Genomic DNA, 12,810 nt, shown 5'->3' on the forward strand with positions numbered 1-12,810 from the left:
CAAGTGATTTTTATACTTTAGAGTTCATCTATCACAATATCTCAAACAGGATGCTGCGACGCGACTTGCTGACTAATCATCACTGCTGTCGCTGCAGACAAAGTCCAGCCCAAATGGCCATGTCCGGTATTATAAAAAACCCGTTCACGGCGACCGCGACTGACCATCGGCATCATGTTGGGCATCATCGGACGTAAACCTGCCCAAGGGACGACATTTTCAGTGGTAATATTAAAGTTTTTATTCACCCAATCTGTTAGCGGTTGAATACGGTCGGCACGGATATCCCGGTTATAACCATTAAATTCTGCCGTTCCGGCTACACGCAGACGATCTGCACCTAAACGTGAAGTCACAATCTTTGCACTTTCATCCAGCAAACTGACCCACGGCGCATTTCTGACACTTTCTTCATCATTCAGATGCAGCGTAATCGAATAGCCTTTCACAGGATAGACATTGACCCGATCACCCAGTAAATTTGCCAAATGATAGCTTCCCACACCGCCACACACCACCACAGCATCGGCTTCTAAGGATTCCACCACAGCTGCATCCAAATGCATATTTTCATTACTGGCATGGTAAAGCACAGTGACACCTTTTTTATGATGTTTTACATCGGTGACTTCCATCCCAAACAGGTATTTCACCCCATACTTTTCAGAGGCTTCAGCCAGACCTTTGGTAAATTTATGAATATCACCTGTCGCATCCCCTGGACAATAAAAACCGCCGTAATATTCACCTTTCAGGCTTGGCTCGATGGCTTTGATGTCTGCAGGAGTAACCGCTATTCTTTCCAGCCCTCCGGTGGTCAATAAATCATTTACTTTGGTGGCGATCTCATAATCCAGCTTGCTGTGGTAAAAATGCAGAATGCCGCGTTTCTCCAGATCAAACTGAATATGTTCTTTTTCAGCAACAGCAAATAAATGCTCACGCGCTAAAAGTGCCATTTTAACGGTATCGCGGGTATTGGCTTCATAATGTTTGATATTGCCCACGAATTCCATCAACCAGCCATATTTATGCAAATCGAAAGATGGGTTGAGTAATAAGGGTGCATTTTTATTCGCCATCCACTTGATACCTTTCAGTACGGTGGCTTTTTGATTCCACACTTCCGCATTACACGCGGAAAGTTGTCCGCCATTGGCAAATGAAGTTTCCATGGCAGGATACAAATGCTTATCCAGAACCGTGACTTTATAACCTAAATTGGCGAGTTCGTAGGCAGTAGTAACACCAGTAATGCCGGATCCAATCACAACGATATGACACATAGCACACTCCTTGGAAATGTAGATTTACATTTCTATGCGCCCCATCTGTCATTTTTACCTGAGAGCTTCGATCATCTCGTTATTATCCATAACGTCGACCATCCCCTTCGGTGAGCATATATGTTGCTATGCTTCTCTCCAGATTTTTGAAATTATTACAGTCCTTTTGCCTGAGAGTTTCCGGGGTCGTTGCTCCTTCGGCGTGTTCACAGAAGAACATCTCTCCTGCAATAATTTGCTTCTATTAATATGAGCAATTTTTATACCATGCGCGAGCACTAAATTCATTTATTTGTTAAGCACTGTTATTTCAATAAAAATTAATATTATTTTCAAACACTTATATTTAAAAATTTCATTTAATGATTCAGCTTAAACTCTTATATGCACAAGATGCACTGTTTTGAGTGTTTCACCTATCCCAATTTTAGCACCGGTTTTGACATCTGTTGTAATTGCAGATCAATCAAGGGCTGCCCTACATTGGCGCCAATCGGATAAGACTCAACACATGCTGTTTTTGAATAGCCACAGCGTTCATAATATTGAATCAGCTCTGTTCTTACATGCAGTACATACATTTCATACTGTTGGAATGCCGGAAAGATTTCTAAAGCTTTCCTTTCAGCATGGGCTAGCATCTGCTTTCCAATGCCCTGATTTTGCCAAGCTGAAGCTACACAAAAAGTACCTATTTCGACACTATTCTGTAGAAAAGTTAAGCCAATACATGACACTAAAACCGATTCTAAATCCTCGACCATTTCAGCTATAAATAGACAAAAATTCTCTTGTGCCAAGGTTTGCTTTAGCTGCTGGGCATTAATCCTGTCTCCAATGACAATATGCTGCTCATTGGTCCAACTGCGACCAGTATTTGTGCGATAAGCCTGATTGATCAATACAACAAGCGTTTCAATATCATTGGCATTTGCCAATCTATATTTTAATGCTTTCATTTTTTTCTAAACATTTCTGTTTCGTAGAAACGATCATAAATAATAGCTAAAAAATCAAGCAATAAAAAACCAGACTTGGCGTCTGGTTTTTTAGGGGATCACAAAAGCTCTTCACTTAGGCTCAATTGGAGCAAACGGTGCAACTACATCGGCATTTTGTGCACGATGGCGCATAAAATGGTCCATAAGTACAATGGCAAACATCGCCTCAGCAATTGGCGTTGCACGCACACCTACACACGGATCATGACGGCCTTTGGTCAACACGTCCGTATCTTCACGCTGAATGTTAATGGTTTTACCTGGAGTAGTGATACTTGCAGTCGGTTTCAATGCAATCGCAACACGAATGGTTTGGCCACTTGAGATTCCACCCAGAATACCGCCGGCATGATTGGCCAGGAATCCCTCTGTGGTTAATTCATCACGCGACTCATGACCAAACTGTTCGGCAACAGCAAAACCGTCACCAATTTCCACGCCTTTCACCGCATTGATGCTCATCATGGCATGGGCAATATCTGCATCCAGACGGTCAAATACCGGCTCGCCCCAACCTACAGGAACATTCTCGGCCAGAATTTCCAGCTTCGCACCACAGCTGGTGCCTTGTTCACGTAATGAAGTCACTAAAGCTTCAAAACGTGGCACGGCATCGACATCACCACAGAAAAACGGATTGTTTGGAACTTCATTCCAGTCCAGTTTTTCGGTTTTTTCAGTACCGATTTGCGTCACATGACCACGAATCACGATACCAAACTTTTCAGCCAAGTATTTCTTGGCAATTGCACCGGCTGCTACACGCATTGCTGTTTCGCGCGCACTTGAGCGGCCACCGCCACGGTAATCGCGGAAACCATACTTTTGCGTATAGGTATAATCCGCATGCCCCGGACGGAAAGTTTGCGCGATATTGCCGTAATCTTTCGATTTCTGGTCGGTATTGCGAATCAATAAACCAATCGATGTACCTGTGGTTTTGCCTTCAAAAACACCGGAAATGATTTCGACTTCATCAGGTTCTTTACGCTGAGTTGCAAACTTGGAAGTCCCCGGTTTGCGGCGGTCCAAATCTTTTTGTAAATCTGCTTCAGTCAGTTCAATCCCGGGCGGCACACCATCGACAATTGCCATCAGGCCAAGGCCATGAGATTCTCCGCAAGTCGTTACACGGAACAGTTGTCCAATACTATTACCCGCCATGTTCACAACTCCTTATGCTTGAACAGATTGTACAAATAAATCACGGTATTTACGGCACTGCTCTGCGGTTAAAGCAAAAATGCCTGAACCGCCATTCTGGAAAGTGAGCCAATGGAAATCCACAGTATTAAAATTCTGTTTCATGGCCCATTCCGAATTGCCCACTTCAATGACAATCAAACCATCTTCAGTCAAATAATCTGCCGCTTGTGCCAGCATTTTACGCACCAGATCCAGACCATCCTGACCCGCAGCGAGTGCAAGCTCAGGCTCATGCAGGAACTCTGCCGGTAAATCTGCCATATCTTCGGCATCCACATAGGGGGGATTGGATATGATTAAATCGTATTGATTTTCGGCAGGAATTTTGGCGAATAAGTCGGATTCCATCAAGGCAACCTGATATTGCATGTTGTGATGTTCAGCGTTAATCGAGGCCACTTCCAACGCTTCTTTGGAAATATCGGTCGCATCCACTTCAGATTCCGGGAAGGCATAAGCCAGAGCAATTGCAATACAGCCTGAACCGGTACACATGTCTAAAATGCGACGCGGTGTTTGTGGGTGATCATTTTCTGGAAGATTGTTCAAGGCTTCACGCATCTGACCATGTTCATCCAGACAGTAAGGTGCAAAGCGCTGATTGATCAATTCTGCAATTGGTGAACGTGGAATCAGTACACGCTCGTCAACATAGAACGGTTTCCCGCAGAAATAAGCCAGATTTAATAAATAAGAGGTTGGCACTTTCTCATTGATACGACGCTCCAGCAAGCTGATAAATTCTGCTTTTTCGCTTGGCAACAATTTCGCATCTAAAATTTCCGGGTTGGCATTCCAGTCCAATGCCAGTGTTTGCAGGACTAAAGCCGAGCTTTCAGCAAAAAAATCTTCTGTACCTTGACCTAAGTGTGCATCATATTGACGTAGAGCTGAAACACCAAAACGGATAAAATCGCGAATTGTGCTTAGGTTTTCAGCGGCTTCCTGTAAATGTTCAGGGCTAATAGTCAGTTGATCCACTTAAGGCATCTCCAAGGTCAATTTTAAAACGCCTTATGATACCTTGTTTTGCGGGGTTTTATAATGTTTCGACCAGATTAAAAACAAATATCTATGGCGAATTTATTTGGTCTGGTAATAGTAAGTACGCTCCATTGTCATTTCAAGTACACACTTGGATTGTTTAACGGCCATATAGGCAGACGTTACTTTTAAATAGCATTTTTGATCCACACGGTTAAGCCAAAGTTTATGCTGTTGCTCGATACTAGTTTGATTAACCGCATTCTTATTTATATAGCCCTTATAAGCTTTATTTAAAAGTTTTTCCTGATTTTTCAGTTCTTTGTCGACACATTTTTTGACTGTTTCAATTTCACCATAAGAAGTGTTTAGACATTTATTATATTCGTCAGAATAGCCTTGAGCTAAAACTGAATTTGACCAGAAAGCAGCCAGACTCAGCATCACTGATATTGCCAATCGCATAATATTCCCCTGTCTGAAAAGACTTAATATCAAATACTATTATTGTGTTTATCCCTTGATACTACATCAATCATGTACAAATTCCTATAAGCTTAGCCTTTATGAGCCCAGCTCCAATAACAAATTCATTCAAATTGCACATTGAATCTGACTAAAATATCCCCATATATTCTCAATTCTTTTTCTACAAAATATTTTTATTGTTATGAGCTACAAACACAATAATTTAATGGCAATGCGTGAAAACTACTGGAATGATACCGTTTCTGCACAGGTACAGAAGGAAAAAAAATTCTTTCAACACACTTTACTTGCACACGCCATTCATAGCAGCCCATCCGAGGATGATGCAAAATATCTGTTTTTTAGTTTACCGAGCATCATTATTGTCAAAGGTTATGCGCTTGGTTTTCAGCATGACACGGTTCAAGCCATGATTTTTAAACATATTCAGGACAATAAAAATTTATTAAAGCAGAAAGGCGATATTAAAATTCAATTTCGGATGTAAATCTCAGCTCATCCCTGAGCAGCAGGTTTTCTGCCCTATCCCTATCTTTAATCCTGATATAATGTCATCGGAAGTCTATGATCAAAGCGCAGGTGTCACTTGAATTCTATTTTGTCTAAGTACCGTGACACTTTTCATGGAAAATAAATGAAATATTAAACATATTTACTCTCCATTCAGCACATTGAACTTTTTTAATACGTGAATAAACGGTAATATCCGCTACAATTAAATATTCTGCGACTTGCTGATTAAGGATTTTGTTTAATGTCAGATCAGAACGATAAGCTTAAACAACTCAAAACTTCTTCCATGGATCGACGCTTATCTATCGCTAAAGCCTCATTACTCGCAGGAACGCGCTGGGCTGCATCGAGTGCAACCACCCTATTTTCAAGCGAAGCAGAAAAAGAAAAGAAACGTAAAAAAGCCATGAAAGAACAAGCCGATTATCTTGTTTCTGAAATTGGTAAATTAAAAGGTTCGATTGTAAAAATCGGGCAAATGATGGCACTCTATGGCGAACATTTTTTACCTGAAGAAATCACTCAGGCTTTAAATACCTTAAACAATCAGACCGTTGCACTTGCATGGCCGGCCATCAAGCAACAATTGGAACAGCAGCTCGGCACTAAACTGCATGATTTGACCGTAGACCGTGAACCTTTGGGTACCGCCTCTTTAGCCCAGGTACACCGCGCCACACGCAATTCGGATGGTTTGGAAATCGTATTAAAGATCCAGTATCCCGGCGTGGCAGATGCCATTGATTCAGACATGAGCCTGTTTAAAAACATGCTCAAACTGACCCGTATGGTGCCACAAACCCGTGAATTTGATCAGTGGTTTGATGAAGTTCGTGAAATGATGCATCGTGAAGTCAATTATAGAATTGAAGCCGCGACCACTCGCCGTTTTGCCGACCGTTTAAAAGATGATCCTCGTTATATCGTCCCGCAAATTGTGGATGAGTATTGTACCGATCAAGTGCTGTGTATGACTTTTGAGCGTGGCGTGCCGATCAACAGCCCTGTGATGCTCTCTCTTCCTCAAGAACGTCGCAACCAGTTAGGCGAAGCCTCTCTCGAGATTGCGGTACGTGAAATTTTTGAATGGGGCGAAATGCAAACCGATCCAAACTTTGGCAATTATCTGGTCCGTTTGGGAGATGGCGCAGAAACTCAAGACAAGATTGTATTGCTGGATTTCGGGGCAATTCGCCAGTTTGATGAACATTTGCTGAAAGTCGCCCGTAACCTGATTAAAGCCGGTTATGATCATAATATCGATGAAATGGTTCATGCCATGACCGGCTATGAATTTTTTGATTCCATTCCGCAAAGCATCAAGCCAGATATGGCTAAAGTGTTTTTATTGGCCACCGAAGCCTTTAGTAGCATAATGAATAATCCAGACTTGCCCGAAGGCGTAATGGATGAAAATCAGCGCTATGACTGGAAAAAAAGCCAACTTCATAGCCGTGTCATGCAACGTGCTTCCAAATCGATGGCATCGCGTTATTTCAGTGTACCCCCTAAAGAGTTTATGTTTATTAGCCGTAAATTCATTGGTGCGTATACCTTCATGACCGTCATTGATGCAAAAACCAATGTTCGAAAAATGGTGGCGAATTTTCTATAAGCTGTGCACAGACTAGAATGATGTCTTGTCATTCTAGTCAATTTTTATTGTTCACCCCAAGTTTTACTTATAATAAAATAAATAAGATTCAATTATTTAATCAAATTTAAACTTTATTTTAACCGTTTATCCAAGTCAATTTTAATTGTCAGCGATGACATAGTCATTTCCATATTCACATGTCAGCATAAAAATATAAAGAATCAAAAACCAATGGATGACAAAAATGACCAATATGGTAAATAAGGCTCAAGGACTTGGGCTATCCCTCATTACCAGAATTGCCGGTAGCGAGGTACTTGATCAATTCAAACTGCGCAAATTTCTGGAAAAATCTCTCTATCAAAGCTCAAAAATGGGTTTTAAAACTTTAAGCAAAACCCAAAAAGTCTTTAAAGCCAGTTCCGGTATCAGTAAGCAACGTTTACCCAATCAGCAAAAATCACTCTTTGATTTGAGCCTGTCTGAAGAACAGCAAATGAGCTGTGATGCCATGGAGCAGTTTGCATCCGAAGTGCTTTACCCACTGGCAGCTGAGGCAAACAATAACGAGCAATTTCCAGCCATACTTTGGCAACATGCTGCTGACCTAGGCCTAAACTATTACGCACTTCCTGAAGCATTGGGCGGTGTAGCTGCTGAAAAGAATATTTTAAGCAATATTTTAATTGCCGAACATTTAGCCAAGGGTGATTTCAGCTTATGCGCAGGCCTCCTGTCCACCTTCAGTGTGATTAATGCCATTACCCAATGGGGTTCTGAACCAGTTCAAGCGACCTATTTATCCAGCTTTGCAGATGATTCCGAGATACATGCTACCTTTGCCATCCAGGAAGCCACGCCTGCCTTTAACCCACTGGAACTAAAAACCAAAGCCAGTTCCGCTAATGGACAATACTATATTAATGGCGAAAAAACCTTGGTGATTCTGGGTGAAACGGCTGATCTGTTTCTGGTCAATGCTGAACTCAATGGCTCGCCAGAAGTGTTTATTGTTAAACGTGATAGCAGTATTACGGCTCAAAAAAGTCCGGCTATGGGTCTAAAGGCAACCGAAACCGTTAGCTTAAAATTCCATAATACGCCTGCTGAACTGTTAGGTGATGATGACTTTGATTATCTTGCATTTTTAGATCTGGGGAACTTAATGTGGTGTGCCATGGCGGTTGGCACATGTGAAGCCGTCAAAGCTTACTGCATTCAATATGCCAATGAACGTACTGCATTTGGTGAGCCTATTTCACATCGCCAAAGTATTGCCTTTATGATTGCGGATATGGCCATTGAAATTGATGCCATGCGCATGTTGATTTTAAATGCGGCCAGTCTGGCTGAAGCAGGAAAACCCTTTCATCGTGAGGCTTATCTCGCACGTCTACTTTGTGCTGAAAAATCCATGAAAATTGGTACTGATGGAGTGCAAATTCTGGGTGGCCATGGCTTTACCAAAGAACATCCCGTTGAGCGCTGGTATCGCGATTTACGCGCTACAGCAATTTTGCATTCAGGCTTACATGCTTAATCTATCAGATCAGGAATTATGCAGATGAATTTACAAAATCCTAAAAAGTTTAAGATGCTGATTGATCAAGCGCATGAATCAGCTTTAAATGTACTACGCCCCATTTCACGAAAATATGACAAAGCCGAACACAGCTATCCAAAGGAACTCGACATGTTCGCCTCACTCATTGATGGCATGAATGATGGGGGCGAAGGCATCAATGCCGGTGCTGCAGTGGGCAAGCGTGGCAATACAGATTCAGGCAATAAAAATGGCGTCAATATGTCCACGGTACTTGGCGTGATCGAGATGTGCTATGGAGATACTGGCCTATTGCTCAGTATGCCGCGTCAGGGCTTGGGAAACTTTGCCATTGCCGCTGTCGCAAATGATGAACAGCTGGAACGCTTTAAAGGCACATGGGCGGCCATGGCCATTACGGAACCCGGTTGCGGTTCAGACTCGGCAGCCATTCGAACCACAGCAACCAAAGATGGCAATGACTACATCCTCAATGGTGAAAAAATTTTCGTCACCTCGGGTGAGCGTGCCGATGCTGTAGTGGTCTGGGCAACATTAGACAAGAAACTCGGCCGGGCTGCCATTAAATCCTTTGTCGTTCCAAAAGGAACACCCGGCATGAAAGTAGAGCGCCTGGAGCATAAACTTGGCATCAAAGCCTCTGATACCGCTGTCATCAGCTTTATTGACTGCCGCGTGCCTGCAGAAAATCTGTTGGGACATGCTGAAATTGATGTCGCCAAAGGTTTTGCTGGCGTCATGGAAACTTTTGACAATACTCGCCCACTGGTCGCAGCGATGGCAGTCGGATGTGCCAAAGCATCCCTGGAAAGAATTAAGGAAATTTTCAAAGATCAATTAGATGAAAATTACCGGACACCCTATTTACAGACCTCGCATATTGCCGCACAGATTTACCGAATGGAAGCTGAATGGGAAGCGGCACGTTTACTCACCATGAAGGCGGCCTGGATGGCTGACAACAAAAAGCCAAACTCAAGAGAAGCCTCCATTTCTAAAGCCAAGGCAGGTCGAATCTGTAATGAAATCACCTTAAAATGCGTAGAGCTTGCAGCAAGCGTGGGATATAACGAAGAGGAATTGTTAGAAAAATGGGCACGTGACTCAAAAATTCTTGATATTTTTGAAGGTACTCAACAAATTCAACAACTGATTATCGCACGACGTGAATTAGCTAAGAGTTCAAGTGAATTAAAATAAGTTTTTAACAGGTTTAATGGATAAACACCTTGCAAGAGATGGATTTTTTGTTATAAGAATCCATCTCTTCTTTTGAATTCCTTCATTTTAACTTTATGTACCAAATTCGACCTATTCGACCTATTCGACCCAAAGATAATACTGAAATTGCACAGGTTATTCGCGAAGTTTCTAAAGAATTTGGACTCGCTCCCGAATCTGGTTTTGCAGTTGCCGATCCCGTTTTAGATGATTTATATACAGTTTATCAGCAAGCAAATGCACAATACTGGGTAATTGAAAATCAACAGGGCAAAATTCTGGGTGGCGGTGGCTTATCACCTTTAAAGGGCGACCCTACAATTTTAGAAATTCAAAAAATGTATTTTTTGCCTGAAGTCCGAGGCTTAGGCTTTGCCAAACAACTTTTAGAAAAAGCCTTTCAGTTTGCACAACTGCAAGGTTTTCAATCATGTTACCTGGAAACAACCAAGGAACTATGGCAAGCAGTAAAACTCTATGAAAAATTAGGTTTTCAATATTTAGAGCAACCTAGAGGCAACACTGGTCATAGCCATGCCTGCGAAATCTGGATGGAAAAGCAATTATAATCGGTCTTATTTTATTGTTTTATCCATTTAACCATTAGAGGTTCTTGCGATTGAATTGACGCCTTGTTGTCTACTTTTACCTACACTGAAAGTATTCATTAACTTCTACAGTATATCGAGTCATAAATTTATGCTAAAACCCTCAGAAAGCAGGAAGTTTCCCTAATATAAAGAATAAACGATCTAAGCAGGATGCTAAAACAGAAGTTAATCACCCTCATAAGATAAATAAGCCTCATCCAGCTATGGGGCTTATTTTTTGACATTTTCAAACCTTAACAAGAATAAGCCAAAAATTGTACAGCTTGATTGAGTCGCTTTGTTAATGTCAAAGTTTATCTAAATGATTCAGGATCATTAACATGACTAAAAAAGCCTTATTCATAACTTCCAATATCGGTGTTGAACAAGATGAACTGATCAAACCTCTTGAATTTCTACAATCTAAAGGAATTGAAGTCATTCATGCTGCAGAAGAACAAAAAGACGTCCAAACTGTTAAGAGTGATAAAGAACATGCCATGGCTTATACTCCGCAAACAACTTTGGCTAAAGTCTCTCCAGAAGATTATGATATTTTAGTCATCCCAGGAGGGACAGTAAATGCTGATACTCTCCGTTTGAATGAAAATGCCCATAAAATTATTCAGCACTTTACCGACAATGCCAAACCGGTTGCAGCTATTTGCCATGGCCCTTGGACCTTAATTAATGCACAGCGGATTAAAGATAAAAATTTAACCTCTTATAAAAGTATCCGCTTAGATTTGGAAAATGCGGGTGCCAAGTGGGTAGATGAAGAAGTACATCGATGCAATACCAATAATTGGCCGTTGATCACATCACGATCTCCAGATGATATTCCTGCATTTAATCAGGCAATTTTGCAGGAACTGGATCATTAAAAAACATTTTTTAATAAATATCTTTAGCTGAAAAGTCCCATTCAACTAATGGGACAATGTATTTCTAGTTTAAATAATTGAATTAGTTTTAATTATAATTTAAGAGCCTGACCATATTTATCCATTGATCGAATCCATCAAAATGTGGGTGCTTGACTCATCCTATTTAGCCCATTAGCATAGCTGCAATAAACTTTTACTTTGGGTTTTGAACTTTGTTGTTTACACAATATTTCTCACATTTATCGTCAAAAAATTCAAACTATCATTTATATACATTTAAATCTGTAGCTATCATTATTACTACGTTAGCTTTTGCTGGATGTTCTTCTAGCCACTCAGTTGTTAAACGGTCTGCAAAATTATCAACAGGCATTCAAAAAGCCTATTCAGTAGCACCAGACACTGCCAACCGTGTTTCCCCGATGATTATTCAGAGTGCTGATAAATATAATGTGGATCCAATATTATTGGCTGCCGTGATTCGCCAAGAATCAAGCTATAGAAACTATGTGATTTCACCTGCTGGAGCGGTCGGATTAACTCAAGTCATTCCACGTTATTGGCAACAAACTTGCCCAGGTGATCTGATTGAAGAATATAATAATATCAATTGCGGTACTTATATTTTAGCCTCCTACAACAGTAAAGCCGGGAGTTGGCCAAAGGCTTTAGCTTATTATAATGTAGGTCCTACGGGTTATAACTCCAATAGTAAGATGAAAAAACAAGGGGAAAAATATGCAGAACAAGTTAAACAACATCAAGAAACACTAAAAGATGCCTTATAAATTTAGCCTAAAATTTTCCATTTAATGAGAGAAGTTTTTAGGTTAAGTTATTTTCAGACTTTTAATAAAGTCTGAAAATAACGATCAATATAATATGATTCAGCGCCATTATGATAAATAAAAACTTCACCATAATGCTTATCACCAAATAAAGCTCCACTTTTTTTCAAATATTTTCCAGAGTAAATAACTAGGTTAAAATTTTCATATCAATTGAACCTATTGTCTGAAGCTCATAATAATTACGCTCTATTAGCAATTCGACACCCATATATGAAAGCATATCTGGTACAGAGCAGTCAGGTTTATTGGCTTTTAGAAGCTAATGCCTCTCAAGCATAAGAGCAACTTCTTCGACCAAATGGACTCTCTACACGACAAATCAATAAAGATATAATGGATGGATTTATGCCAATGCACATTCTGTTCAAATCCTTTTTAAATACCAAAAAATTTACTGATTCTTCTTCATCTAAATTTTTTTAAAACTCCCCACATAAAAAAAGCCCCCTCATTAGAGGGGGCTTTCGAATAATGAGCTGGCGATGACTTACTCTCACATGGGTAATCCCACACTACCATCAGCGCTAAGAGGTTTCACTTCTGAGTTCGGGAAGGGATCAGGTGGTTCACTCTTGCTATGGTCGCCAGCACAACTGTTATGACTTTGCGTTTGGTCTTATT

13 protein-coding genes, 1 rRNA gene, 1 pseudogene and 1 riboswitch are annotated in these 12,810 nt (G+C 40.8%); of the genes and pseudogenes, 7 read left to right on the forward strand and 8 right to left on the reverse strand.

The annotated features are described in order from the left end of the window. Window positions 1-41: 41 nt before the first annotated feature. The 5 genes from H4I94_RS04780 to H4I94_RS04800 form a co-directional block, all read right to left on the reverse strand. Entirely contained in the window at window positions 42-1,286 is a 1,245-nt protein-coding gene (locus H4I94_RS04780; protein ID WP_092819693.1) for a D-amino acid dehydrogenase, read from the reverse strand. Between the two features lie 148 nt (window positions 1,287-1,434). Continuing rightward, a riboswitch (glycine riboswitch) is annotated at window positions 1,435-1,524 on the reverse strand. Between the two features lie 178 nt (window positions 1,525-1,702). Next, window positions 1,703-2,245, reverse strand: coding sequence for a GNAT family N-acetyltransferase (locus H4I94_RS04785; RefSeq protein WP_261181967.1), 543 nt, complete (start codon window positions 2,243-2,245; stop codon window positions 1,703-1,705). Window positions 2,246-2,356: 111 nt separating this feature from the next. Beyond that, window positions 2,357-3,451: a chorismate synthase gene (gene aroC, locus H4I94_RS04790; protein WP_261181968.1), complete on the reverse strand. Its 1,095-nt coding sequence runs from the start codon at window positions 3,449-3,451 to the stop codon at window positions 2,357-2,359. A 12-nt stretch (window positions 3,452-3,463) separates the two neighbouring features. After that, on the reverse strand, window positions 3,464-4,474 hold the full coding sequence (gene prmB / locus H4I94_RS04795) for a 50S ribosomal protein L3 N(5)-glutamine methyltransferase (RefSeq protein ID WP_261181969.1): 1,011 nt from the start codon (window positions 4,472-4,474) through the stop codon (window positions 3,464-3,466). Window positions 4,475-4,576: 102 nt separating this feature from the next. Then, window positions 4,577-4,942 (reverse strand): lysozyme inhibitor LprI family protein, encoded by a 366-nt coding sequence (locus tag H4I94_RS04800; RefSeq protein WP_261181970.1) that lies wholly within the window; start codon window positions 4,940-4,942, stop codon window positions 4,577-4,579. A 205-nt stretch (window positions 4,943-5,147) separates the two neighbouring features. Here H4I94_RS04800 and H4I94_RS04805 point away from each other — a divergent pair, with 205 nt between their 5' ends. The 7 genes from H4I94_RS04805 to H4I94_RS04835 all read left to right on the forward strand — a co-directional run bounded on the left by H4I94_RS04805 (window position 5,148) and on the right by H4I94_RS04835 (window position 12,126). Further along, window positions 5,148-5,453, forward strand: a complete 306-nt coding sequence (locus tag H4I94_RS04805) for a hypothetical protein (RefSeq protein ID WP_261181971.1) — start codon at window positions 5,148-5,150, stop codon at window positions 5,451-5,453. A gap of 267 nt (window positions 5,454-5,720) precedes the next feature. After that, window positions 5,721-7,094, forward strand: a complete 1,374-nt coding sequence (locus tag H4I94_RS04810) for an ABC1 kinase family protein (protein WP_261181972.1) — start codon at window positions 5,721-5,723, stop codon at window positions 7,092-7,094. A 235-nt stretch (window positions 7,095-7,329) separates the two neighbouring features. Continuing rightward, a complete protein-coding gene (locus H4I94_RS04815; protein WP_261181999.1) occupies window positions 7,330-8,616 on the forward strand; it encodes an acyl-CoA dehydrogenase family protein in 1,287 nt (428 codons plus the stop codon). A 24-nt stretch (window positions 8,617-8,640) separates the two neighbouring features. After that, the gene (locus H4I94_RS04820; RefSeq protein WP_261181973.1) at window positions 8,641-9,840 is read left to right on the forward strand and encodes an acyl-CoA dehydrogenase family protein; all 1,200 of its coding nucleotides are present in this window, start codon (window positions 8,641-8,643) and stop codon (window positions 9,838-9,840) included. Between the two features lie 95 nt (window positions 9,841-9,935). Next, the gene (locus H4I94_RS04825) at window positions 9,936-10,430 is read left to right on the forward strand and encodes a GNAT family N-acetyltransferase (protein WP_261181974.1); all 495 of its coding nucleotides are present in this window, start codon (window positions 9,936-9,938) and stop codon (window positions 10,428-10,430) included. A gap of 362 nt (window positions 10,431-10,792) precedes the next feature. Beyond that, window positions 10,793-11,335 (forward strand): type 1 glutamine amidotransferase domain-containing protein, encoded by a 543-nt coding sequence (locus H4I94_RS04830; protein WP_092819703.1) that lies wholly within the window; start codon window positions 10,793-10,795, stop codon window positions 11,333-11,335. 215 nt (window positions 11,336-11,550) lie between these two features. Next, on the forward strand, window positions 11,551-12,126 hold the full coding sequence (locus tag H4I94_RS04835; protein ID WP_092819704.1) for a transglycosylase SLT domain-containing protein: 576 nt from the start codon (window positions 11,551-11,553) through the stop codon (window positions 12,124-12,126). A gap of 53 nt (window positions 12,127-12,179) precedes the next feature. Here H4I94_RS04835 and H4I94_RS16290 read toward each other — a convergent pair whose 3' ends face one another. The 3 genes and pseudogenes from H4I94_RS16290 to rrf form a co-directional block, all read right to left on the reverse strand. Further along, entirely contained in the window at window positions 12,180-12,296 is a 117-nt protein-coding gene (locus H4I94_RS16290; RefSeq protein WP_409976740.1) for a DUF4256 domain-containing protein, read from the reverse strand. Window positions 12,297-12,316: 20 nt separating this feature from the next. Further along, window positions 12,317-12,430, reverse strand: a pseudogene (locus tag H4I94_RS16295) (DUF4256 domain-containing protein); the annotation flags it as partial. Window positions 12,431-12,663: 233 nt separating this feature from the next. Further along, window positions 12,664-12,778 (reverse strand): 5S ribosomal RNA (gene rrf / locus H4I94_RS04840). Between the last annotated feature and the right edge of the window lie 32 nt (window positions 12,779-12,810).

Origin of the sequence: Acinetobacter sp. T_3_1 (genome assembly GCF_025377055.1) — a bacterium.
In the GTDB taxonomy this organism is placed as follows: Bacteria; Pseudomonadota; Gammaproteobacteria; order Pseudomonadales; family Moraxellaceae; genus Acinetobacter; species Acinetobacter kookii.